The sequence below is a fragment of the Actinomadura latina NBRC 106108 genome, from assembly GCF_001552195.1.
In the GTDB taxonomy this organism is placed as follows: Bacteria; Actinomycetota; Actinomycetes; order Streptosporangiales; family Streptosporangiaceae; genus Spirillospora; species Spirillospora latina.
This window is the reverse complement of the sequence record NZ_BCQS01000012.1, coordinates 142,495-165,428: the sequence shown is the minus strand read 5'-3', so window position 1 is coordinate 165,428 and position 22,934 is coordinate 142,495. Positions and strand designations below refer to the sequence as shown.

The window sequence follows — 22,934 nt, the reverse complement described above, 5'->3', positions numbered from 1 at the left end:
GCTGCGGAAGGGGGCCGTGAGTGAACCAGCGATCGTCCGAGAAGGGGTGGGGAGCGCTCGGGCTGGTGCTCGTATTGTCCGCCCAGTTCGTGATCATGCTGGACGCGTCGATCGTCACGGTCGCGCTGCCCGACGTTCAGCGAGAACTGGGCTTCTCCGCGTCGGGCGTGCAAGCGGTGGTCACGGCGTACAACACCGCTCTCGGGGGTGGGCTTATCTTGGGCGGCCGGGTCGGTGACCTGTTCGGCCGACGCCGCATCTTCGTCATCGGGATGGCCGGTTTCGCGGCGTCCTCGTTGCTGTGCGGCTTGGCGCCGAACGCGGTCATGCTGGTGGCCTACCGGGTTCTGCAAGGACTGTCGGCGGCGGCCATCGCCCCCACGGCCCTCGCCCTGCTGACCACCTCGTTCCCCGAAGGGCCGGCGCGAGCTAAGGCGATGAGCAAGTTCGGTATCGCCACAGTGCTCGGGTTCATCGGCGGCCTGGTGCTCAGCGGCCCGTTGGTGGACGCGCTCGGCTGGCAGAGCGTCTTCTATGTCACGGTTCCGGTCGGAGCGGTGATGGCCGCGCTCGCGCCGCGGTTCATAGCGCCCGCGGCTCCCCGGCGTCGCAGGCTCGACGTGCTGGGCGCGGGGATGATCACGTCCGGTGTGGCCCTGATCGTCGTCGCGCCGGCTCAGGGCAGCGCCAACGGATGGACTTCGCCGCGGTGCGTCCTGCCGCTGGTCGCCGGCATCGCGGTGCTGACGCTCTTCCCGGTCGTGGAGCGCCGCCAGCCGGAGCCGCTGGTGCGCCTCGGGCTGTTCCGGTCGAGCACGCTGCGGATGGCCAACCTCGTGTCACTGGCGTCCGGCATGATGTCGGGGGCCGGCTACCTCCTGGTCACCCTCTACCTCCAGGAGGTCAAGGGCTGCGGCCCGGTCCTGGCGGGTCTCATCGTCGCGCCTGTCGGTGTGCTGAACCTCGCGCTCGGCACGGTCCTGCCCCGGGTGATCACACGCATCGGTCTACGGCTGTCGATCAGCGGCGCGACCGTGTCGGCCGGTCTGCTGCTCGCCGTCATCTCCACGCAGATGACGGCCGCGCGGGACCTTGTGGTGTTCGGACTCCTCCTGCTCCCCTTCGGCGCGATGATGCTCGCCACCACGGTCAGTTCGACGCTGGCGGCAACCTCGGGAGTCTCCGGCCACGAGCAGGGGTTGGCGGGTGGCGTACGCCAGACCTCGTTCCAACTCGGCATCGCCCTCGGCGTGGCCGCCCTGTTGTCCCTGGCGACTACGCGGACCACCGCCCTGGAGGCGGCGAACCCCGCCGTCGGGCACGTACAGGCGCTCGCGGCCGGGTACCAACTCTCCCTCTACGTCCTCGGCGGACTGGTGATCGCAACGGGCGTGATCGTGTTCGCGAGCCTGCGAGACACGACCACCGGATCCCATCCCGGCGCGGTCATCCCGAACCGCGCCCTCCATCGCGGGTGAAGCCAGAAGACACTCTTGTCGCTCACCCGTGCCAGGCGATGTGTCGAGTGCTGCTGTCTGCGTCCCAGTCTTAGCGTCCGGTCCGCGCCAGAGTGTGGTCTCGTTGGGGGGCCTTGCAACTCATGTCTCGGGGAGGGACGGATCGGGTGTCCATGGGGTCGGTGCGGTGATGGCCCAGCGCTCGTGGTCCTGCCACCTCCCATCGATATAGAGGTAGGCAGGGGAAAGCCCCTCGTACTGAAAACCGAGCCGCTGGACCAACGCCAAGGAGGCTGTGTTCGCCGGCTGGATGTTGGCCTCCAGCCGGTGTAGCCGCAGCTCGGTGAAGGCGTGCTGCAGGGCGGCCGCGAGTCCTTCGGTCATGTACCCGCGCCCAGCGGACGGAACGAAGGCCGCATAGCCGAGGGACGCCCCCTGGTAGCGGCCCCGGATGATCGAGTTGATGTTGACCATGCCGGCGGCCGCGCCGGTCTCCCGGACACGGACCAGAAAGCCCTGGTTGGTGCCGTCGTCGAAGCGGCGCATCCAAGCCTGGAACGCCTCCTCGGTCGCGGGCAGTTGCATCCACGGCCGGTGCAGTTCGGTGGTGGCCTGCACGAGCGAGCAGAACTCGTCCTGATCGGAGCGGGTGAGCGGGCGTAGTTCGACCCGTGACGGCGTCTTGAGCATGAACCAACGTTAGGGCGGCGAAGCCAGACGATGAGCGTTGGACGCGCACCCTCCGAAAGAGCTCCGCAAGACGCGGGGGCGACATCGCTCAGGGCCACCACACTCGGCGGCCATGGCGGTGGGGGTACTCCGTCACCTTGTTCGGTGAGTGATCCAGGCTCGGCCCGCTTGCGCTGCCCTGGCCCGGGAGGCGCGTATGTCCTCTGGCCCGTGCATGGCCTTGTACTCGCGGAACATCGTCCACAATGCGCCAAGGCCGGTGACTGCATCGGCCAGAGCCGTGTTCCAACCAGGGTGTGCTGCGACGAGCGCTTCGGCTTGCGCGGGGCTGTGTCCGGCTTCGACCAGCCGGGGGGCGAGCAGCGCGGCATCGATCCACGCTTGCCCCCGGCACGCGAAGGACCAGTCGATGACGAAGACGTTCTGGCCGGCGGTGAGGAGGTTCCCGGTGTGCAGGTCATAGTGCAGCAGCGTCTCCCCCTTCAGTGACTCCGCCGACAGCCATTCGAGTGCCTCGGCGTACAACCCCCACCACGACTCCCGCGGCTTCATGCCCAACAGTTCAGCAGCCGTTCTCTGCAGCGTGTCGAGGTTGGCCGTCACGCACGGCAGCGCGCCGCCCGCCCCTCCAAGCCGTGCCAGGGTGTCGATCACGGCGGGCAGATCCGGAGACCCGGGCGACAGGTCGGCGCCCCGCGCGCCATCGATGTACTCGAACACCAGCAGGTGCCAACCGCCGATGTCGGCGCACCACAGCATCCGAGGGGCCGGGACGGACGGGGCGAGGGCAAGGTTCGCCGCTCGCTCACGCAGGTAGAGGCGGGCGGCGGGATCGTCGGCCGGAACGCCCTTGAGGAAGACGCTGCCGCCTTCCGCATGTAGCCTCGCAGCCACCCCCGGCATGATGCCCCGCTCCGCGGCCTCAGCCTTGAGCACCGTCCCAAACCGGGCCTCCACGGCTGCCAGCACCTCACCGGGAAGGTCCTCCCACCGCCGTTTCCTCACGCTATATCGCCTTCGGGGAGTCGTGGCAGCCCTGGTGGCACTGGCTGCAGTCACCGGTCGTCTCCCAGAGGACTGGGTCGACGGTCAACCCAGCCTGCTCCATGGCGGCCACGGTAGCCCGGATACCGGCCCTTCCGGTGCGGATGTCGCCCCGGTCGTCGGGCGTGTGGTGGATGAACCGACCCGCGACGCGGTGGCAGAACTCGGCGTACTCGCTGGTGTAGAGGACGAAGGCGTGCCATCCCACGTCCACGGCCTTGGACGGGGCCAGACCGGCACCGGGGTTGAGTGCGCAGGCCGTCAGGAAGGCCAACGCCTGGGTCAGGACGCGCTCGGCCTCATCGGTGCCAACGTGCCTTTCGTGGACGATCCGGGCGACCAACCGGCCGAAGAGATCGGTGCTGATCAGCGTCCTCGGGTCGGTGACGACTGGAGACGGATGCGCTGCCGTTACGGACAAGGGCTGCTCCTCATCTTGAGTGGCGGGCGGCGGTCTGCGGCCGTCCTGCCTGCGGAACTCCACAACGAGGACGTTAAAGAGCCGATCGCCGACCGCGCCAGAGGCTTGCGTGAGCTTGCGCATGAACTCAGAGAGCCGCGATCGCGGCCATGATCAAGCTGCGGGCCGCCCGGCCATGAACCGCCATCGAGGAGAGCTCGGAGAAGGTCCTCCGGTACAGGTCGAGTTCGCCGGCCTGCCGCACCGTGATCTTGGCGGAGACGGTCTCGATGACAACCTGCTCCTCGTCCAGTATCCAGAACCCCTCGACCGGCCACATGTCGCGGAAAACAGAGAACGGAATAATTCCGAGTGCCACTGACGGCAAAGTCATTGCGTCCAGCAGATGACCCAACTGCCCGGCCATCACATCGATGTCTCCAAGACTCGTACGCAGCACTGACTCCTCAATGACGACCGCGAACCGGTGACCGCCGCTGTAGAGCAGTCGCTGCCGCTCGACCCTCGCCTTCGCCGCCTCATCTCCGGCGTCCGGAAGCGAGAAGAAGTCGGCTATTCGGGCAAGAAGCGCACTTGCATATGCCTCGGTCTGCAAAAAGCCCGGCACGACGCCAGGCTCGTAGATCCGAAAACTAGCAGTCTGTTCCCACAACGGCATCACGGCGTCCTGCAACCGCTTCAAGCCGCCACGCTGCATACGCCGCCACTCCACGTATGCGGAATCGAGTCGGCGGTTGATGGAAATGAGTTCCGCCGAAACCCACTCATCCACCCCACAGGCCACGCACCATGCCTTGATGTCGGAATCCGCTACGGCCTGTTTACCACTCTGCATTCGGCTGCATTTGGACTCATGCCAGCCGCACGCGGCCGCCACCTCACGGGCCGACAGGCCGGAATCCAGGCGGATCTCCCGCAGCCGAGCGGCTAGGGCCTCGCGGGCCTGCTGGACAGACGATGAAGGATGGATTGGCATGGATGGACGTCAGGAGGGCCGGTACTCGCTGTGGTCGATCGCTCGCTCCCACACCGCCGCGAAAGCGGTTGAGCACAACGTGACCAAAGACCGATCGCGGGTCACTTCATTACCAGCCCACTCACCGTCACCAGAGAAATGGTTCCATACGAGGACGGCGGAATCAAAGATCCAGAAGTCGGTCGGCGGCGTCACAAGGCCGACCGTCCGTTGGCGAGGCAGCCACCGCACCTGCTCCCCCGCCGTCAAGTTAACCGGAGCCGTACATTCCCATAGCCATCGACTGTAATCGGAGAGCGGCTCAGAAATAATCCGCGCTCGCCGGATAGCAACCCCTCTTGCAACCGCCTTGCCGATGATTGATATCCACCACTCATCGTTGGCGTCTGGGGACACGATCCCGGTTTCACGCCACTTCACGAAAGAAGCGTCCGCCATATAGGCATCACGCAACTCCAGGTGGACGGCGGAATCGATCGCTGCGGCGAGAAGGTCTTCAAACCTCTCGTTGGTCAGCGGCGTCCCCATCGAGCGCCTCCAAGGCCTTCAATATCATCGGCTTCATACGCGCGGGAACCCGTACCGAAGACTCGTTCTCAGCCGTACGGCTGTAGGACGAGATCTCAGCCAGCACGGCCGCATCAATCTCCGTCCACCCCTGGATGACGAGTTCGCCGCTCGCACGGTCCAGGAAAATGGCGGGCGAGCCCTGGTTCTTGCTGGTGTCATCCTTGCCGTAGAACTCCAGAGCCATACTGACCTCCGGCACCCGCGCATGCGTCGGCTTGCATGCAACTGGGTCGATCCTCCGCTTCGCGGCCCCCAGCGGTCAAGCGTCCGGCAGACGGCGAAGGGAAGCGCTCACCACGATGGGAGAGGAGAGTCACCTACAAGACCGGTGCTCGGTCCGCATGCTTTTCGTCTTCGCCCCAGACCGCGCTGCGATCTTCCTGGTGGCTGGGGACGGAAGCCGGGCACTGGCGCGCTGGTACGACGAGGCGATCCCATTGGCGAAGCCCGCTGCGCCGAGTACCGGGGCCGTGAAGGACAAGAAGGCCGGACGATGAGCACCGGATGCCGCTGGCAGGACAACAAGGTCGAACAGTCACGTAGCCACGCACGTGTCAACCACGCCCCCGATCGTCGATTCGAAGTCGCAGCGCGCGTACGCTCCGGATCTTGGTGGGTGGCGTTTACCTGCGGCTTTGGCGCCTGGGTTAGCATCGTCCCCTGATGCGTCATCGTTCCCGCTCCTGGGTTCGTCGGCGGCTGCGGTCGCTGGCTTGGCTGGAGCTGTTCAACGTGCCGCTGCAGGCCGTGATCTGGTTCGGCGTCCTCGGCTTGCCGGTGACGGCGGCGAACCTGACGGGCTTCACGATGTTCGCGGTCCTGCTCGTGGTGGGGGCCGGGTATTGGCTGGCCAAGCTGCGGCAGGTTTCGGGTCCTGGTGCGTCTCTGCCCGGTGCTCGGGTCTTCGCGGTGGCCCGCATCGCCATTGCCCCGCTTCTCGCGGTCGGGGTGCTGTCCACCATCGGGTGGGTGGTCGCCGCTCCGGGCGCGGGCAGTTGGCCGGGGCTGGGCTTCGCGCTGTTCGCGGTGCTGGAGTACGTGAACTACTTCCACGTCCAACTCATGTACGACACGGTCGAGGATGTCCGCTACCTGCGCTCACACGGCCTGCGACGTGCGCACCTGGCCCGCGACCTCACCGTCCGCCACAGGTCACGTCAGCGTGGACGGGAGACGGCGTTCGACACCGCAGCGGAAACATCCATCCACCGCTGACATGACGGAGTGGTGCGTGCTCTCCGCAGGCACATCCCTCTCACGACTCCACGCGGGCCTGGCACAATTGCCCCAGGCAGCCGCCCCTGTGCTCCCGTCCCCACGGCCGCCTCAAGGAAGCGGATGCGGTGAGGCGATGGTCAGGCGCTGCCGTCGACGTCCCAGTCGTAGCGTCCAGCCTTCACCTGAGCCGTGAAGCCAACCCAGGCTTCGGGAGCGTAGGTGAGATGCCCGGCTTCGGGCGCTTTGCTGTCGCGCACACCAATGCCGACTGCGAGATCGGCGACTTCGACACAGTCACCGCCAGCGCCGTTGCTTCGAGTGCTTTTGCGCCATACAGGGTGGGATACGTCCGAGAGTTGCATGCCCCGCACCTCAGTGTCTTCCGTCGTCGTGTGCGTCACGCCATGCTGTCGGCTACGCGTGCGATGAGCTCCTGCGAGTCGCCCGGTCGCAGGGCGGCTGCACGCAAGTGGTCAAATGCCAGGCTATACCGCTCAATCTCATGTGGCTTCTCCAGATACAGCCCGCCTGTCTGTCCTTCCATGAAGACGACTTTGGGATCCGTCGGCTCAGGGAAACCCAGGATGGTGAAGGCGCCGCTCATCGCCGGGTGAGCACCCGCGTCGAACGGGAGTACCTGGAGGGTGATGTTCGGCCGCGTTGCCATGTCACGAAGGTAAGCGAGTTGCGCTCGCATGGCTTGATCTCCCCCGACACGACGGTGGATCACCGCCTCGTTGAGGACGGCCCAGAACTTGGGAGCGTCCGATGCGGTGAGGCGCGCAGTACGAGCCATCCGGAGTTCGACACGCTTATCAATCTCCGCTCCGTCCTCGGCGGGGAATGCCTCGAAGACCGCGCGGGCGTAGTCAGCCGTCTGGAGCAGGCCGGGGATGTGCTCAGACTCGTACTTGTCCATGGTCACGGCGTCCGACTCCAGGCCAACGTAGACCTCGAACCAGGGCGGGATGGCCTCGCCGTAGCTGTGCCACCAGCCCTTCTGCCGAGCTTCGCGGGCGAGCGTCAGCAGGACCTCTCGCGCTTCGTCTTCGACCGCGTACACGTTCAGCAAGTACTTGACGTCACGTGGCAGCACACCGACGCGAGCGTTCTCAATGCGGCTGATCTTCGCGTTCGACCACTCCAACCGTTCGGCGACCTCGTCCAGGGTGAGTCCCAACGCTTCCCGATGCCGGCGCAGCTCGCCCGCGAGCCTGCGGCGCTTCACCGTTGGAGTACTCCTTGCGATCATCTCCATACCCCTTGTAATCAGCAATCTGCATCTGTAATTTACTGGTGCAAGTGACCGTCACTCAAAGCATGCCACTGCTGGCAGAGAGTGCGCAGGCGAACACCACCGCTGAGTGGTCGGTCAGGGAGGAAACAGAGCGGCCCCGGGCCGGTGGTGCAAGCACCGGCCCGGGGCCTTGACCCGACTGACAAGGAGTCGGACCCATGGTGAACCTACCCAACTGCTCACCTTCCGGGGAGCGCGGGAACGTGATGTCGGTGCCGCTGGAGACGGCTCAGCGGCTGGAACTGCTGGTCAGGCTGATGGTCGGCCTGCGCAGCCTCGGGCGTGGCTCGGTGCTATACCTCGACGGGCGGGCTGAGCCCGTCCTGTCTGTGCCGGTGCTGTCGCGGCGGCGGTCGCTGGCGGTGCTCGTCGTCCAGGACGGTGGCGGGTGGTCCTACCTGTGGGACGCCGTCCACCGGACCCCCGCCGGTGCAATGCAGATCGCGGCCGAGCAGATCGCCGGGGTCGCGCGGTGATCGTCTGGGACGAGAAGCACGTGGAGCGGGTGTGCTCGGACGGTGCCGTGGACGTCCGGGAGGTTCGGGCTCGGGTGCTGCGGACGGTGACCCGATGCGCCGACGGGTTCGATCTGGACGATGTCGACCTCCTCGTCTGCGAGATCGCGACCAACGCCGTCCGGCACAGCGCGAGCGGCCGACCCGGGGGTGGGCTGCGGGTGACCGTGCTCGTGGCGGCCGGGCGGCTGCGGGTCGAGATCCAGGACGACGGCGGCTCGGAGGGGCGTCCGATGATCCCTGCCGAGGGCTCGGCGTGGGACGAGTGCGGGCGCGGGCTCCTCATGGTGAGCGAGCTGGCCGATCGGTGGGGTGCGCTGCGCGGGGAGGACGGACGCCACACGGTCTGGTTCGAGGTCGTCTCGTGACGGTCGTGCGGTGGCTGCGCGGTGCGTGGCCTGTGTGGCGGTGCGGGTCATGCCAGGACGAGCGTTGGCCCGTCCGAGAACTGCTTCCGGAGTCGCGGCCGGAGGTGGTGTTCCTCTTCGCGGGCGTTGGCCCCCAGGCGCGCAAGGCGTTCGAGATGCTGCCGGGTGAGGTGCGGGCGTGGCGGACGCTTGCGGAGATGGAGGCCGCGCGGTCCCGGGTCTGGTCGCGGGACGGCCGGGTGTGGGACGCGGGCGTTTCGGCCGGGCGGGCTGAGGCGTACCGGGCGGCGGCCGAGCAGCTCGAAGACGTGCTGATCGAGTCCCTCGACCTCTGGGACGAGTACGAGCGGCAGGTCGGCGAGGACACCTTCAGTTGAGCCCTGACCTGCGGCATGCTGCTCTCGCGGGGATGCGGAGCGGCATGCCGCAGGAGCGGGCCGCTAGGTGGTTCGGAGCGTGTAGGTGCCGTTGTGGTGCTCGTAGACGGGGTCTGTGGTGTTGCGGGCCGTTTCGCGTAGGGGGCGCTTGATGACCTTGTTGGTGGGGGTGCGCGGCAGGGCGTTCACCACGCGGATGTAGCGCGGCGTCCACTTCGTACCGAGGTCGGGCTGAGCCTGGAGGAACGCCGCGAAGGAGTCCGGGGCGAAGGATTGATCCGGGGCGAGGGCTACGGCTGCCATTACCTGGTCGCCTACGTGGTCGTCCGGGACGGCGTAGACGGCTACCTCTGCGAAGGCGTCGTAGCGGGCCAGGAGGCGTTCGACGGGGGCTGCGGCGAAGTTCTCGCCGTCCACGCGTAGCCAGTCGTCGTTGCGGCCGGCGAAGTACCAGTATCCGTCGGTGTCGCGGTAGGCGAGGTCGCCCGACCACGTCCAGCCGTTGCGAACACGCTTCGCCGTGGCCTCGGGATTGTTGTAGTAACCCTCGAACTTGCCCGCCCCGTTGGTGTCGACGATTTCGCCGATCGCTTCTTCTGCGTTGAGGAGCGTGCCGTGGGCGTCGAACTTAGCCGGCGGGCACTCCTGGAGTGTGTCAGGGTCGATGACCAGGGTGCCCGGCTCCGCGACGCCCAGGGAACCCGACGGCGTGCCGGGGACGCGGTTCAGGCGGATCTCGCCTTCGCTGGAGCCGTACGAGTCGATGACCGTGCAGCCGAAGCGGCGAGCGAAGTCTTCGATGTCACGTTCGTTCGCCTCGTTACCGAAGGCGATGCGGAGAGTGTTGTCGGCGTCGTCCGGCTTCTCCGGAGTGGCCAGGATGTAGTTGAGCGGCTTGCCGACGTAGTTGAAGAACGTGACGCCGTAGCGGCGGACGTCCGGGAGGAAGCCCGAGGCTGAGAACTTGCGGCGCAAGGCGATACGACCGCCCGTTGCCACGGCAGGGGCGATGCCCGCCATCAGGGCGTTCGAGTGGAACATCGGCATGACCACGTAGAACACGTCGTCGCGCGTCAGTGACCGGCGGTCGCGTTGCTGGACGGCAATGCGTCCAAGCCTGCCCTGGGTGCAGATCACCGCCTTGGGGGCCGATGTCGTCCCCGAGGTGAAGACCAGTGAGAAGACCGTCTCGGGTGTGACCGGGAGGACGTCCGCCAGAGATGTCGTTGCCAGACGATCGGCGTAGGCAGCCGTGTCGATCGTCAGCGTCGGGACCTCCACCAAACCGTCCAGCAGCGGTTCCCGGGACGTCTCCGTGACCAGAAGCGCACAATCAGTGTGGGCGATGTCGCGAGCTAGTTCAGCACCCCGCCGCGTGGGGTTCAGTTCGACGACCGGTACACCCGCCAACGCTGAGCCCAGAAGCCAGAACAAATGCTCCGGGCCGTTCTCCAGGAAGAGGCCGACATGTCCGCCCGCCGAACGAGCCAGGGTCGCGCGACGCTGGGACTCTTCGATGACCTCGCGCCATGTCCAGGACGCGTCCTCGAAGTTCAGAGCCGGTCGTTCGTCGTCCGCGCGGGCCGCGATCAGTTCGGCGAACGTGACCTCGTGGCTCGGGCGGTCGTCCTGCAGCGCGGGCATCGGTACTCCCTAGGCGCGGTGGGGGCGGTTCGTCCAGCCCTGGTCGTCGGCGCGGACGAACCAGCCGGACGCGGCGAGCGTGCCGCCGTCCACCGGGATCGTGTGGCCGGTGACGAAACGGGCGTCATCAGAAGCAAGGAACGCGACCACGGCTGCGTAGTCGTCCGGCTCGCCGAAGCGGGCCAGCGGAACCCAGGTGTGCTCCAAGCCCTCGTCGTAGCCGCGCCGCATCCACTCGACCGGAGTCTGTTCGGTGTTGGCCAGGTCGGGGGCGATCGCGTTGACGCGCACCCCGTGTCGTCCGACCGCTACGGCGAGGCTCCGGGTGAACGCCGACACACCCGCGTTGAACGCCGAGTACACCGGGTGCTGCGGGATCCCGCGGAACGCCTCGACCGTCGAGTTGTTGACGATGCTGCCGGCACGCTGCTCGATCATGGTGGGAAGCAGCGCGTGAGTCAGTTTGAAGACGTGCAGCAGGTTCAGCTCATAGAGCCGCTGCCACTGGTCGGGCGTGCTGTCCTGGAAGGACGGGGAAGCCGGACGGAAGTCGCCCACGTTGTTCACGAGCACGTCCACCCGGCCGGGAACAGCCGCCGCGACCCGCTCGACCGTCTCGTCCTCGACGATGTCGCCGATCACCGTGACGCACCGGCCGCCCGCCTTCTCGATGCCGGCCTGGGCTCGGGCGGCGGCGTCCGCGTCGATGTCGTTCAGGACCACCAGGTCACCGCCGGCGGCGAGGCGGCGGGAGATCGCCCCGCCGATGCCGAGCGCGCCGCCCGTGACGACGCTTACACGTTCAGCCATGGCGCCACCTCCGGACGGGACGGGTCTCGATCGAGTCGATGCGCTGCTCGCGCCGGGCGATCCGCCAGGTCTGGCCGTCCAGCCGGTAGATGTCGGTGTACCGGCAGTGCCAGACGAGGTCGGACACCGTGCCGTCCTCGCGCGAGGTCATGTGGTGGGCGACGCAGGCGATCTCGCCGCTCGCCGTGCCGGGCTCCGGCCCCACATCGAAGACCTGCCCCGCGAGCGCGTGGAAGGTCACCGGGATCTGGTCCAGTACCGACAGCGTCGCAGCGATCTCCGGACGCCCGGTGAACGTGCGGACCGGGTCGAGCTCGTCGGGAGCGTCCGGCAGGACGAGTACGGCGTCCTCGGTGAACAACTCCCGCATCGCGTCGATCTCGCGCCGGTCGGCGTACAGCGCGTACCGGGCGACCAGATCGCCGAGGGCGATCTGGTCCACGACTCCCAGCGTCATGCCAGGCCCAGGCGCTCGGCGCAGGCCGACAGCTCGTCCTTCGCCTCGTTCAAGTCAGTAGTCGGCGCACCGCGCAGAACGAGCCGCCCCGCCCCAAGCCCAGCAAGCTTCTCCGCCTTCTCCGGTGTGACCGCCGACAGCGAATGGCCGAGCGTCAGCTCCAGCGCCTCCGGGTCGCGGCCGTTCTTCTCGGCCTCCTCCCGCATCAGCGCGACGAGCGAACGAAGCTCGTCCCCCGCGACGCCCAGCGGTTGAAGACCGTCGCCGTAGCGGCCGGCGCGGCGCGCGGCGGCCTTCGTGTGGCCGCCGACATGAATGGGCACGCCGCCCTTCTGGACGGGCTTCGGGTAGCTCATCGCCCCCTCGAACCGGAAGAACTCCCCGTCGTGCGAAGCCCCCGAAGGCGCGGTGTCGGCCCACAGTTTCCGGAGCACTTCGAGCTGCTCGTTGCCGCGCCGTCCCCGCGAGTCGAAGCCGGCGCCGCACGCCTCGATCTCCTCGCGCATCCAGCCCATGCCGACGACCAGCCGCAGCCGTCCGCCCGACAGGGCGTCGATCGTGGCGAGCCGCTTGGCCAGCACCACCGGGTGGTGGTTCGGGAGGACGAGCACGCCGGTGGCGAGCCCGATCCGCGACGTCCGCCCCGCGAGGAACGCGAGCAGGTCCAGCGGGTCGGGGATGTCCAGGTCGTCGGCGAGTTCCATGCGGCCGGACGCGTCGTACGGGTAGACGCTGGAGTAGCCGCTCGCCACCACCGCGTGCTCGACCGCGCCCACCGACTCGAAGCCGCAGGCCTCGGCGTGCCGGACGTACGCGCCGATCCACGCGGGATCGGCGGTGACGCCCGCCGCCACGGGGAGCAGGACGGCGTACTTCATTCAGAACCTTTCGTGAGTGCGGCGGCGCGCCCGGCGCGGCGGCCGAAGAACGTGCCGTCGCCCAGGGACGTCCCGCTGATGTAACCCTCGCCGTGGATGCCGGAGGCCGTGCGCCCCGCCGCGTACAAGCCGGGGATCGGCTCACCCGAGTTGTTGCGGACCTCGCCGTCCACGGTGGTGTCGAGGCCGCCGAGCGTGAAGCCGCCCGCGCCCGTCCCGGCGCCGTGCTTGCCCGCGCCGAAGAACCCGTCGCGCGGGTCGATCGCCGCGAACGGCCCCTTCAGCGGACGCAGCCACCTGGCGTCCTTGTGGAAGTAGGGGTCCTCGCCCTTCTCCGCGTACTGGTTGTACGTCTCGACGGTCTGCTCCAGCGAACCGGGCGGCAGGCCGAGGGACTCCTCCAGCTCCGCGACGGTCTCCGCCGCGTGCGTGGGCCGGACGCCCCACATGTCGGCCTCGTCGATGTCGTCGTGCCCGGCCTCGTCGATGATCGCCCAGTAGGGGCCGGGCTGGTGCTGGACGGCCCGGTGGCTGAACAGGCCCGGGTAGACGTCCTCGTTGATGAAGCGGCGGCCGAGTCCGTCCACGAGCATGCCCCGGCAGATGACGGCGGGGTTGGCGGTGAGCGCGATCTCCACCGCCGCCATGCGGCGGGTCGCGGCGCCGGCCGCGGTCGCCATACGGATGCCAGAGCCGTCGCTGGTGCCGTCGCTGACCTTGTCGTGCCCGAGCAGCACCGGGGCGTGGTCGGCGAGCATCTCCTCGTTGTCGACGAACCCGCCGGACGTCAGGATGACGCCCCTGCGCGCCCGGTAGGTCACCGTTTCGGAGAACTTGCGCGCGACGACGCCGACGACACCTCCGCCGTCCACGACGAGGTTCGTGGCGTAGGTGTCCTGGTGGGTGACGGCGCCCGCCTCGGCGACGGCCGCGATCAGCTTCTCCATCAGGATCCCGCCGGCGAACATCGGCGTCTCCGGGCGGTGCCCGCGCGGCGCGGGCCGGGCGATCGTGTTGTACGGCCAGGCGTTCTCACCGAGCCACATCAGGCCGTCCTCGGTGTACGGCATCCAGCCCGGCGCGTCGAACAGGGTCTCCTTGAACGGGACGCAGCGGGCGCGGAACCACTCGAAGTGCTCCACGCTCCCGTCGCAGTACAGCCGCAGCTTCTCCTCGTCGGCGTGCGGGCCGAGCGCCGCCTTGAGGAAGGCGAACATGTCGTCCGGCGTGTCGTCGAAACCGCACGCCTTCTGCACCTGCGTGCCGCCGCCGAGGTACAGCTCCCCGCCCGACTGCGCGGACGTCCCGCCGGGGCCGCTCGACCGTTCCAGGACGAGCACGTCCGCGCCCGCCGCCGCGGCCTCGTAAGCCGCGGCGGCACCGGCCGCTCCGAAGCCGACCACCAGCACGTCGCACTCGTGGTCGAACTCCACCTCCGCGGCGGCGACCGGCTCCACCGAAGCCTTCGCCATCGGCGTCAGCCCTTCGCGGGCGGCACGAACGCGGCCAGCGGCTCCGACCCCGACCAGTCGTGGCCCCAGTAGCTGTCCTTCGTGATCTCCTCGGCGGTGTAGTACGTCTCGTCCACGAGCATGCCCTCGCAGCCGTACTCGATGTCCCACCCGCCGGGCGCCCGGACGTAGAACGACACCATCTTGTCGTTGGTGTGCCGGCCCAGCGTCGACGAGATCGAGAAGCCCTTCCCCTTGACGGTGTCGAGCGCGATGCCGACCGCGTCGAGGCTGTCGACCTCCACCATCAGGTGGACGAGGCCGGGGGCGCCGTCGTGCGGCGCCGGGCAGACCGCGAGGCTGTGGTGCCGCTGGTTGACGCCCATGAAGCGGATGCGGACCGCGCCGCCGCCGACCTTCATCGCGCCGCGCGGCAGGAAGCCGAGCACCTCGTTGTAGAAGGCGATGTTCGCGGCGAAGTTCGGGGTGGGCAGCACGACGTGGCCCATGCCCATCGCGCCGGTGACGAACTTCTGCGCGAAGCCGGTGCGGACGGGGCTGTGGTCGAGCACCGGGCCGAAGAACACCTCGACGGGGGTGCCGCCCGGGTCGGTGAACGCGATGACCTCCTCGGCGTCGCGTTCCGCCGCCTCCTTGGCGGTCAGCGCCGTGACGGCCGTCCCGGACTTCTCGACGGCCTCGCGGACGGCGGCCAGCGCGAACTGGTCGCGGACCTCCCAGCCCACGGCCAGCACCTTGTCGGAGTCGCCGGGCACCAACTGGAGGCGTGACCGGCGCTCGTCCATGCGCAGGTACAGGCCGTCGGGGTTCGGGCCGCTGCCCTCGGCGAATCCGAGCCCGTCGAGGGCGAACTCGCGCCAGCGGTCGATGTGCTGGGTCTGGACCTTGAGATAACCCAGCCCTCGGATCTGCGTCACTGTCCTGGATCCCTTCGATTTCGCGGCCCGCGCAGCGGCGGTCCATGCTCAACCTGCCAAACCGCGTGGTCGGCCGCCCGGACCTTCCCGCTGAGTGAGAGTCGCGCGGCGGCCCCGGCCGGACGACCGGCGAGGATCGTGGGATGACAGCAACGAGACCGGTCGCGCTGGTGACCGGGGCGAGCCGGGGAATCGGCCGGCGGACGGCGCTCGCGCTGGCCGCCGCCGGGCACGACGTCGCGTTCACCGCGCGGACCGTCGAAGAGGGCGAGGGCCGGATACCGCCGCGGCACGGCACGGGCGGCGCCATCCCCGTCCCCGGCAGCCTGGCGCGGACGACGGCGGAGATCGAGGCGCTCGGCGCGCGGGCGCTGCCCGTCCGGATGGACCTGCTGGACCGGGCGAGCGTCCGGGCCGCCGCGCGGGCCGTGCTGGACGCCTGGGGCCGCATCGACGTCCTGGTCAACAACGCGGTCGCGCACATCGCGGGCACCCACGAGCGGTTCCTCGACCTGGACGTCGACGTCGCCGAGCAGACCGTCACCGGCAACTATCTGCACCAGATCGTCCTGCTCCAGGCCGTCCTCCCGGCGATGCTCGGCCAGGGCGGCGGGACGATCGTGAACCTGTGCTCTGGGTCGGCGACCAGCGACCCGCCCGGACCGCCCGGCGAGGGCGGCTGGGGGGTGGCGTACTCGGCGTCCAAGGCGGCGTTCGGGCGGCTCGCCGGCGCGATCAACGCCGAGTACCGGGAGCGCGGCGTCCGCGCGTTCAACCTCGACCCCGGTTTCGTGGTCACGGAGGCGGGCGCCGCGCGCGGCGGTCTCGACTCCCTCAAGGACAAGGGCTTCGAGGCGACGCCCGAGGAGGCTCCGGGCGCCGCCGTCGTCTGGCTTGTCACGAACCCGGAGGCCGAGGGCTTCCTCGGCAGGGTGATCTGGACGCCCAAACTCGTCGAAGACCTGTCCCTGCTCCATTGACGGTCCCTGCTCCGTTGACCTGCGGCGTGTTGTCGTTAAGAGGGCGCTCTTAACGACAACACGCCGCAGGTGAACGAGGCTCGCCGGTCAGATCATGGAGCGCATCGGGCCCTGGGGGGGCTCTATGTCCAGGTCTGTCAGGGCGCTCACGTGGTAGACCGAGCCGGGCACGTGGATCGCGTGGGCCAGGCCGACGTGGGCGTCGCGCCAGAAGCGCTGGATGGGGTTGTCGTTCCGCATCGCGTTGCCGCCCGACCGGACCACGATCTCGTTCATCGCCTGCACCGCCCGCCACGCGGCGCGCACCTGGGTGCGGCGGCCGGCGGCGCGTTCGGCGAACGTCGGGACGTGCCCGGCGGCGACCATGTCGTACATGCGCGAGCAGTTGTCGAGCAGCGCGGTCCGGGACGCCTTGATCTCCTCGGCGGCCTCGCTGATCGCGTACAGCACGTACGGGTCGTCCTTGATCTTGGTGCCGGTGATCTGGACGCGGTTGCGCTGGTAGGCCAGGTGGTGGTGCAGCGCGCCCTCGGCGATGCCGATCACCGCGGAGGTGATGCCGAGCGGGAACACGCAGGAGAACGGCATCAGGTAGGACGGGTTGGTCAGCCCGGCCTCGCGCGGCGCGGAGCCGTCCACGACCTTGGTGTACTCCAGGGTGCGGTAGGCCGGGACGAAGGCGTCCTTGACGATGATGTCCTTGCTGCCGGTGCCCCTGAGCCCGGCGACGTCCCACGAGTCCTCGACGATCTCGTAGTCGGAGCGGGGCAGGATGAGGTGCAGCGACCGCGGCGGCATCGCCATCTTGCCCTCGTCGTCGCCGAGCATCCCGCCGAGGAAGATCCAGTCGCAGTGGTCGGTGCCGGAGGAGAACTGCCAGCGGCCGTTGAAGACGTAGCCGCCGTCGACCGGGCGGGCGATGCCCATCGGCGCGTACGGGGACGCGATCCACGTGTCGGGGTCCTCGCCCCAGATCTCCTCGCGGACCTTCGGGTCGGCGTAGGCCATCTCCCACGGGTGGACGCCGACGATGCCGGCGATCCAGCCGGTGGAGCCGTCCAGGGAGGCGACGCCCATCACGGTCTCGGCGAACTCGCGGGGGTGGACCTCGAGGCCGCCGTACTCCTTCGGCTGGAGCAGCCGGATCGCGCCGGCCTCCCGCAGGATCGACGCCGCCTTGTCGTCCAGCCGGCCGAGGGCCTCGTTGGCCGGGCCGAGCTCGCGGATCTGCTCCGCCCTCTCCATGATCGTGTCAAGCACGCGGTTCGCCATCGCCTGTCTCCCGTGATGTGTTTCAGCCGTCGTAGGTGATCTTCAGCCGGTCGGTGACCGGCCTCGCCTGACAGGCGAGGATGAGGCCGTCGGCGAGATCCTGCTCGTCGAGGACCGAGTTGGCGTCGAGAGTGACCTCGCCCTCCAGCTTCACGCAGGCGCAGGCCGAGCAGTTGCCCTCCCGGCAGGAGAACGGGGCGTCGACGCCGGCGCGCAGCAGCGCGTCGAGGAGCCGCTCGGACTTGGGCCACGGGACGGTGCGCGTCTCGCCGTCCATCTCGACCTCGATCTCGCCGGCGTCCCCGGTGTCCGCGGGGGCCTCCTCGGGCTCCTCGAACGGGTCGCCCTCCAGCGAGAAGAAGCGCTCGACGTGGACGCGCATGCCGAGATCGGTGAACGTGGCGGTGGCCAGGTCCATGAAGATCTCCGGCCCGCACACGAACGCCTGCCGACCGGTGTACGGTCCGGCCAGGGACCGCAGGACGGCGGGCGTCGGCAGCCCCTGCACCGACTCCAGGATGTGGACGACCGTGAGCCGTCCGGGGTGCGCCTCGGTCAGCGCCCGCAGCTCGGCCGCGAAGATGACCGACCGTTCGTCCCGGTTCGCGTAGAGCAGCGCCACCTTGCCGCTCCCGCCCGCCAGGCACGACTTCAGGATCGACATCACCGGGGTGATGCCGCTGCCGCCCGCGACGAGCAGCAGGTCCTCGTCCAGGGAGGACGGCGTGAACGTGCCCGCCGGGCGGAGCACCTCCAGCGTGTCGCCGGCCGTGACGTTGTCGCAGATCCAGTTGGACCCGAGACCGCCCGCGACCCGCTTGACCGTGACCTTCAGCCGGTCGTCGGTGAGCGGGGAGCTGCACAGCGAGTAGCAGCGCGCCGCCCAGCCGTCCCCGGCCGGGACCCGGACCGTGAGGAACTGGCCGGGCCGGTAGCCGAACCGGTCCCGGTCCCCCTCGGCGGGTTCGAGGACGAGCGAGTGCGCGTCGGCCGTCTCCTGGACGACCTCCACCACCCGCGCCTTCAGAGCCGTCATGACCGTTCCGCGGCCTTCCCAGCGGCGTGCCGCGCCGCGATGTAGCCGAACACGATGGACGGGCCGATCGTCGCGCCCGGCCCCGCGTACTCGTTGCCCATCACCGAGGACGACGAGTTGCCCGTCACGTACAGGCCGTCGATGACCGTGCCGTCCTCGCGCAGGACGCGGGCGTGCTCGTCCGAGACCAGGCCGCCCTTGGTGCCGAGGTCGCCGACCTCCATCCGGAACGCGTAGTACGGGCCGCCCTCGATGACGTCCAGGTTCGGGTTCTCCAGGTTGGGGTCGCCGTAGTAGCGGTCGTAGGCGGAGTCGCCGCGGCCGAACTCGGGGTCCTTGCCCGCGCGGGCGTACCCGTTGAACGTCTGGACGGTCTCGCTCAGCGCCGCCGCCGGTACATCGATCTTCCCGGCCAGTTCGGCGAGCGAGTCCGCCTTGAACGCGATGCCCGCGTCGTAGAACGCCTTCGGGATCGGCGCGCCCGGCAGGATCTGCGCGAACGGGTAGCGGGCGCGTGCCTTCGCGTCCATCACGAACCAGCACGGGACGTGGCCGCCTTCGAGCTGGTCGTGGACGAAGTTGACGTAGGGGGCCGACTCGTTGGTGAACCGCTTGCCGTCCTGCGACACGATCACCGACCGCGGGATGCACCGCTCCGACAGCAGCGGGATGACCGCGCCCGCCGGGTGCCGGACGGCCGGCATCCACCAGGCGTCGTCCATCAGGTCGAGCGCGGCGCCGAGGCTCTCACCGGCGCGAATGCCGTCGCCGGTGAGCTCGCGGGCGCCCATCGCGAAGTCCTCCTGGCCGCCCTTCGGCAAGTACGTGTCGCGCATCTCCTGGTTGTGGTCGAAACCGCCCGTCGCGAGCAGGACGCCCTTGCGGCCGCGGATCCGCACCGTCTCGCCGTCGCGCTTCGCGACGATCCCGGTGACGCGGCCGTCCTCGTCGGTGACCAGCTCGGTCATGGTCGTCTTCAGCCAGAGCGGGACGCCGGCGTCCTTCAGCGCCATCCGCAGCCGGGCGGCGAGCGCGCGGCCGCCCGTCGCCATGTGGCGGCGGCGGACCATGTTGGACGACACGCGCCACGCCGCGACCAGCGACGCGCGCCGGCCCGCCCAGGTGCGCTTGGCCATCGCGAGGTCGTGGTAGTCCTTCGCGGTGATCCACAGGCCGAGCGGGCCCTTCATGCTGTTGGGCCGCTGGAACTTCTCGTCCTCGCCGAGCTTGCGGGTGTCGAACGGCTTGGCCTCGATGGACCGGCCGAGCGGACGGCCGCCCTCGTACTCGGGGTGGTAGTCGGCGTAGCCCTTCGTCCAGAAGAACTGCATCCACTTGCTCTTGCCGATGAGCTCCATCGCGGCGGGGCCGTTGTCGACGAACGCGTCCAGGCGCGCCGCCGGGACGCGGCCCTCGGTCAGCCGGTCGAGGTACCGGCGGATCGACTCGCGGCTGTCGTCGTGGCCGCGCGCCTTCAGCGTCGGGTTGTTCGGGATCCAGATGCCGCCGCCGGAGACGGCGGTGGAGCCGCCGAACCGCTTGCCCTTCTCGACGATCAGGGCGGACATGCCGGCGTCGTGCGCGGTCAGCCCGGCCGCCATGCCGCCGCCGCCGCTGCCGACGATGACGAGGTCGTACTCGTGGTCCCATTCCGGGGCGGCGTCGCTCATCCCTGCTCCTCGGTGGTCAGGAAGGCGAGGACGGCGCTCTCCCAGGCGGCCTTCTGTTCGATCATCACCCAGTGCCCGCAGTTCGGGAAGATGTCGACCTGGACGTCCGGGATCGTCCGCATCGGGATCAGCGCCATGTCGACGGGGCTGACGCGGTCGTCCCGTCCCCACGTGATGAGGGTCTTGGCCTTGAGCTTGTGGAGCATCGCCCAGTAGGGCGGCTCGTCGGACGCGGCCATCGCCTTCGCGCGGGCCGCCATCGCCTTCGACCCGTACATGCGGCGGGCGGCGGCGAGCGTGTCGGGGTCGGTGGCCTGCTGCCAGCGCTCCTCGATCAGCTCCTCCGTCACGACCTTCGGGTTGTAGACCATCGAGTTCAGCCACCGGACCAGGCCCTCGCGGGTCGGGTCGTCGGTGAACTCCGCCAGCAGCTTGATGCCCTCGCCGGGCGCGGGGCTGAAGACGTTCCGGCCGATGCCGCCGATCGTGACCAGGCGGCCGATGCGGTCGGGGTGCCCGAGCGCGACCTGGGTGGCGATGATGCCGCCCATCGAGTTGCCGATCACGTCGACCCGGTCGAGGTTCAGGCCGTCCAGGAAGCGGATCACGGCGCCGCCGGCCGCCATCATGGGGTGCTCGTCCGTCGGGTCGCTGACCCCGAACCCGGGGAACTCCAGGACCAGGCACCGGAAGCGCTCGGCGAACCGGGCGAGGTTGCCGCGGTAGTTCCGCCAGCCGGTCACGCCGGGGCCGGACCCGTGCAGCATCAGCAGGGGCGGGCCCTCTCCTGCCTCGTGGTAGCGCAGGACGCCCCGGTCGGTGGCGAGCTCGCGCAACGTCGACTCGTAGGTCAGCTCCGCAGGCATGATCTCCCAGTCCTTCGACGGTGGCTTGACGGGAACGTAATTCCGGTCGGGGCAAGGTAACCCGATGGATCCCGATCAGCGGGACGCGGGTCTCGCCGGGGCCTCCCGGGGCCGGTTCGGCACGCGCTTCCACTCAACGGGATCGGTACGCGCCGGCCCGCGGGGGCATGCCTACGTTTCAGGCTCACCGGCCACTTGACCGGCGACGCGCCCACCCTGCTTATTGGACCTTGCCGCTTATTGGGCATTGTTGTCGGAGATGTTGTTGTTGAACCTGGACGTCGACCACCGCGTCCCGCACCCAGCCCCGAGGTGAACAGATGCCAGCCGAGCCAGCGCTCACCGCAGACACCGGCCGCACACCGTCCGGCGCCGCCGCGTCCGACGCCGCCGCGCCCGACCCCGTGGAGTTCCGGAAGGCGATGGCGGAGTTCGCCACCGGGGTCACCGTGGTCACCGCCCTCGACGGCGGCGAGCCGGTCGGCTTCGCCTGCCAGTCGTTCGCGTCGGTGTCGCTGGAGCCGCCGCTGATCCTGTTCTGCGCGGACAAGCGCGGCCGGTCGTGGCCGCGGATCCGCACGGCGGGGCGGTTCTGCGTCAACGTGCTCGGCGAGGAGCAGCGGGAGCTGTGCGAGCGCTTCGGCTCCAGCCGGGGCACGAAGTTCGAGGGCCTGGACTGGGACGTGTCCGAGTGGGGCACCCCCAGGCTGCCGGACGTCCTGCTCGCCGTGCACGCCGTCGTCCACGGCGTGCACGAGGCCGGCGACCACGAGGTGGTGATCGGGCGGGTCCTGGACGTGGAGCGGCACGACAACCGGAACGGCGTGTGGCGGCGTCCGATGGTGTTCTTCCGCAGCCGGTTCGGCGTGGGCGAGCCCGACGCGCCGATCGCCCCCGACCCGTGGGGGCTCGGGGACCGGTGGGGCTGGGGCTGACGCCCCGCCCCCGCGCGGGTGCGGCCTCACATCCAGGTGCCGCGTCCGTCCACGGCGAGCAGCCGGTTCATCGTCTCCGGCGACCATGTCGACTCCTCGCCCGCCCGGTGGACGCCGCGGCGGGCACGCGGGCGCGCGGTCCCGGCCGCCGAGCCGGGGAAGAGGATCTGCGCGGTCTCGCGGGCCGCGGTGACCACCAGCGGCGCGACGTTCTCCAGCGGTGTCCGGATGTCGCCGGCCAGGGAGATGCCCGCGACCGGGCCCTCGTCGCCGCGGATCGCCGCCGCGACGCAGGCGATGCCGGCGAACGACTCGCCGCGCTCGAACGCCAGGCCGCGGCGCTGCCGGATGCGGTGCAGTTCCTGGTGCAGGGTGCCCAGCTCGCCGATGGTGCGGCTGGTGAACCGGCTGATGTTCTCGCCGAGCAGCGCGTCCACCTGCTCCGGCTCCAGCCACGCCAGCATCGCCTTGCCGAGCGCCGTGCAGTGCGCCGGGGCGCGGCCGCCGACCCGCGACGGCACGGAGGTGGCGAGCCGCCCGCCGAGCTTGTCCAGGTAGAGGACCTCGGCGCCGTCCAGCACGGCGAGGTGCGCGACGAGCCCGGTGGTGACCTGCAGCTCGTGCAGCAGCGGGGCCGCCGCCTCGCGGATCTTGCCGTGCCCGCCGTCCTGGCCGCCGAGGCCGAGGGCGCGCTGGCCGAGGCCGTAGCCGAACGAGTGGTGCGCGAGCCAGCGCTGCTTGACCAGCTGGTCCAGGATCCGGTGCGCGGTCGAGCGCGGCAGCCGCGTGCGGCGCGCGACGTCCTCCAGCGTCAGCCGGGCCGTCGGCCCGTTGAAGGCGTCCAGGATGAGCGTCATCCGCTCGATCATCGACGGCGGCGACTCCCGCCGGGCCGCTCGCAGCGCATCCGCCGTCATGGCCTCCGGCGCTGCTCCGCGCATCATCGCCTCGGTCATCGCACCTCCCAGAACCCGACTGAAATGAATTCTTGTTACCTGGAATGTAGCAACCGCTTGGTCTTCTGTGAAGAGGGGACGTAAGTCCAGGTCAGCGAAGTTTAGGAT

The 22,934-nt window shown here is 69.4% G+C and carries 26 protein-coding genes; 7 read left to right on the top strand and 19 right to left on the bottom strand.

The features are described from left to right. The first annotated feature begins 20 nt into the window (after positions 1-20). The gene (locus AL2_RS18555; RefSeq protein ID WP_067635133.1) at positions 21-1,478 is read left to right on the top strand and encodes an MFS transporter; all 1,458 of its coding nucleotides are present in this window, start codon (positions 21-23) and stop codon (positions 1,476-1,478) included. A gap of 120 nt (positions 1,479-1,598) precedes the next feature. On the opposite strand, the gene AL2_RS18550 is transcribed toward AL2_RS18555, so the two are convergent. From AL2_RS18550 to AL2_RS18530, 6 genes are all read right to left on the bottom strand, one after another. Continuing rightward, complete coding sequence (locus AL2_RS18550; RefSeq protein WP_067635132.1) at positions 1,599-2,147, bottom strand: GNAT family N-acetyltransferase; 549 nt, start codon at positions 2,145-2,147, stop codon at positions 1,599-1,601. Positions 2,148-2,279: 132 nt separating this feature from the next. After that, positions 2,280-3,116 (bottom strand): phosphotransferase family protein, encoded by an 837-nt coding sequence (locus AL2_RS18545; RefSeq protein ID WP_067635131.1) that lies wholly within the window; start codon positions 3,114-3,116, stop codon positions 2,280-2,282. A gap of 37 nt (positions 3,117-3,153) precedes the next feature. Then, entirely contained in the window at positions 3,154-3,735 is a 582-nt protein-coding gene (locus tag AL2_RS18540) for a glycine-rich domain-containing protein (RefSeq protein WP_210747718.1), read from the bottom strand. Positions 3,736-3,739: 4 nt separating this feature from the next. Then, positions 3,740-4,588: a helix-turn-helix domain-containing protein gene (locus AL2_RS18535; protein WP_067635130.1), complete on the bottom strand. Its 849-nt coding sequence runs from the start codon at positions 4,586-4,588 to the stop codon at positions 3,740-3,742. Between the two features lie 9 nt (positions 4,589-4,597). Next, positions 4,598-5,116, bottom strand: a complete 519-nt coding sequence (locus tag AL2_RS36475; RefSeq protein WP_083946651.1) for a DUF6879 family protein — start codon at positions 5,114-5,116, stop codon at positions 4,598-4,600. After that, positions 5,085-5,342, bottom strand: coding sequence for a hypothetical protein (locus AL2_RS18530; protein WP_067635129.1), 258 nt, complete (start codon positions 5,340-5,342; stop codon positions 5,085-5,087). The genes AL2_RS36475 and AL2_RS18530 overlap by 32 nt, the downstream gene beginning before the upstream one ends. 479 nt (positions 5,343-5,821) lie before the next feature. Here AL2_RS18530 and AL2_RS18525 point away from each other — a divergent pair, with 479 nt between their 5' ends. After that, on the top strand, positions 5,822-6,373 hold the full coding sequence (locus tag AL2_RS18525) for a hypothetical protein (protein ID WP_067635128.1): 552 nt from the start codon (positions 5,822-5,824) through the stop codon (positions 6,371-6,373). A 140-nt stretch (positions 6,374-6,513) separates the two neighbouring features. On the opposite strand, the gene AL2_RS36465 is transcribed toward AL2_RS18525, so the two are convergent. Beyond that, complete coding sequence (locus AL2_RS36465; RefSeq protein WP_083946682.1) at positions 6,514-6,738, bottom strand: DUF397 domain-containing protein; 225 nt, start codon at positions 6,736-6,738, stop codon at positions 6,514-6,516. 35 nt (positions 6,739-6,773) lie between these two features. Continuing rightward, a complete protein-coding gene (locus AL2_RS18520) occupies positions 6,774-7,604 on the bottom strand; it encodes a helix-turn-helix domain-containing protein (protein ID WP_245666722.1) in 831 nt (276 codons plus the stop codon). A gap of 227 nt (positions 7,605-7,831) precedes the next feature. Between AL2_RS18520 and AL2_RS18515 the strand changes: the two genes are divergently transcribed. From AL2_RS18515 to AL2_RS18505, 3 genes are read left to right on the top strand one after another with little or no spacing between them, the layout of a single operon-like run. Continuing rightward, positions 7,832-8,149 (top strand): hypothetical protein, encoded by a 318-nt coding sequence (locus AL2_RS18515; protein ID WP_157438229.1) that lies wholly within the window; start codon positions 7,832-7,834, stop codon positions 8,147-8,149. Next, the gene (locus tag AL2_RS18510) at positions 8,146-8,556 is read left to right on the top strand and encodes an ATP-binding protein (RefSeq protein WP_067635126.1); all 411 of its coding nucleotides are present in this window, start codon (positions 8,146-8,148) and stop codon (positions 8,554-8,556) included. Before AL2_RS18515 ends, AL2_RS18510 begins: the two co-directional genes overlap by 4 nt. Continuing rightward, positions 8,553-8,933, top strand: coding sequence for a hypothetical protein (locus AL2_RS18505; RefSeq protein WP_067635125.1), 381 nt, complete (start codon positions 8,553-8,555; stop codon positions 8,931-8,933). The genes AL2_RS18510 and AL2_RS18505 overlap by 4 nt, the downstream gene beginning before the upstream one ends. A gap of 63 nt (positions 8,934-8,996) precedes the next feature. Here AL2_RS18505 and AL2_RS18500 read toward each other — a convergent pair whose 3' ends face one another. From AL2_RS18500 to AL2_RS18475, 6 genes are read right to left on the bottom strand one after another with little or no spacing between them, the layout of a single operon-like run. After that, positions 8,997-10,577: an AMP-binding protein gene (locus AL2_RS18500; protein ID WP_067635124.1), complete on the bottom strand. Its 1,581-nt coding sequence runs from the start codon at positions 10,575-10,577 to the stop codon at positions 8,997-8,999. A gap of 9 nt (positions 10,578-10,586) precedes the next feature. Further along, positions 10,587-11,387, bottom strand: a complete 801-nt coding sequence (locus tag AL2_RS18495; RefSeq protein WP_067635123.1) for an SDR family NAD(P)-dependent oxidoreductase — start codon at positions 11,385-11,387, stop codon at positions 10,587-10,589. After that, complete coding sequence (locus tag AL2_RS18490; protein WP_210747720.1) at positions 11,380-11,829, bottom strand: nuclear transport factor 2 family protein; 450 nt, start codon at positions 11,827-11,829, stop codon at positions 11,380-11,382. Before AL2_RS18490 ends, AL2_RS18495 begins: the two co-directional genes overlap by 8 nt. A gap of 11 nt (positions 11,830-11,840) precedes the next feature. Then, on the bottom strand, positions 11,841-12,722 hold the full coding sequence (locus AL2_RS18485; RefSeq protein WP_067635121.1) for an LLM class F420-dependent oxidoreductase: 882 nt from the start codon (positions 12,720-12,722) through the stop codon (positions 11,841-11,843). Continuing rightward, positions 12,719-14,194 carry an FAD-dependent oxidoreductase gene (locus AL2_RS18480; RefSeq protein ID WP_067635120.1) on the bottom strand — a complete coding sequence of 492 codons (1,476 nt, stop codon included), beginning with the start codon at positions 14,192-14,194 and terminating at the stop codon, positions 12,719-12,721. The genes AL2_RS18485 and AL2_RS18480 overlap by 4 nt, the downstream gene beginning before the upstream one ends. Positions 14,195-14,199: 5 nt before the next feature. Further along, a complete protein-coding gene (locus AL2_RS18475; RefSeq protein ID WP_067635119.1) occupies positions 14,200-15,111 on the bottom strand; it encodes a VOC family protein in 912 nt (303 codons plus the stop codon). A gap of 143 nt (positions 15,112-15,254) precedes the next feature. Here AL2_RS18475 and AL2_RS18470 point away from each other — a divergent pair, with 143 nt between their 5' ends. Continuing rightward, a complete protein-coding gene (locus AL2_RS18470) occupies positions 15,255-16,091 on the top strand; it encodes an SDR family NAD(P)-dependent oxidoreductase (protein ID WP_067635118.1) in 837 nt (278 codons plus the stop codon). An 87-nt stretch (positions 16,092-16,178) separates the two neighbouring features. Here the strand turns inward: AL2_RS18470 and AL2_RS18465 are convergent, their stop codons facing one another. The 4 genes from AL2_RS18465 to AL2_RS18450 are packed head-to-tail and all read right to left on the bottom strand — an operon-like array spanning position 16,179 to position 20,935. Next, positions 16,179-17,363 (bottom strand): acyl-CoA dehydrogenase family protein, encoded by a 1,185-nt coding sequence (locus AL2_RS18465; RefSeq protein ID WP_067635117.1) that lies wholly within the window; start codon positions 17,361-17,363, stop codon positions 16,179-16,181. Between the two features lie 22 nt (positions 17,364-17,385). Further along, positions 17,386-18,399: a ferredoxin--NADP reductase gene (locus tag AL2_RS18460; protein WP_067635116.1), complete on the bottom strand. Its 1,014-nt coding sequence runs from the start codon at positions 18,397-18,399 to the stop codon at positions 17,386-17,388. After that, entirely contained in the window at positions 18,396-20,069 is a 1,674-nt protein-coding gene (locus AL2_RS18455) for an FAD-binding protein (RefSeq protein WP_067635115.1), read from the bottom strand. The genes AL2_RS18460 and AL2_RS18455 overlap by 4 nt, the downstream gene beginning before the upstream one ends. Then, positions 20,066-20,935 (bottom strand): alpha/beta fold hydrolase, encoded by an 870-nt coding sequence (locus AL2_RS18450; protein ID WP_067635114.1) that lies wholly within the window; start codon positions 20,933-20,935, stop codon positions 20,066-20,068. Before AL2_RS18450 ends, AL2_RS18455 begins: the two co-directional genes overlap by 4 nt. A gap of 320 nt (positions 20,936-21,255) precedes the next feature. On the opposite strand from AL2_RS18450, the gene AL2_RS18445 reads away from it, so the two are divergent. Continuing rightward, the gene (locus AL2_RS18445; RefSeq protein ID WP_067635113.1) at positions 21,256-21,870 is read left to right on the top strand and encodes a flavin reductase family protein; all 615 of its coding nucleotides are present in this window, start codon (positions 21,256-21,258) and stop codon (positions 21,868-21,870) included. A 26-nt stretch (positions 21,871-21,896) separates the two neighbouring features. Here the strand turns inward: AL2_RS18445 and AL2_RS18440 are convergent, their stop codons facing one another. Then, positions 21,897-22,826, bottom strand: a complete 930-nt coding sequence (locus tag AL2_RS18440) for an IclR family transcriptional regulator (RefSeq protein ID WP_245666721.1) — start codon at positions 22,824-22,826, stop codon at positions 21,897-21,899. Between the last annotated feature and the right edge of the window lie 108 nt (positions 22,827-22,934).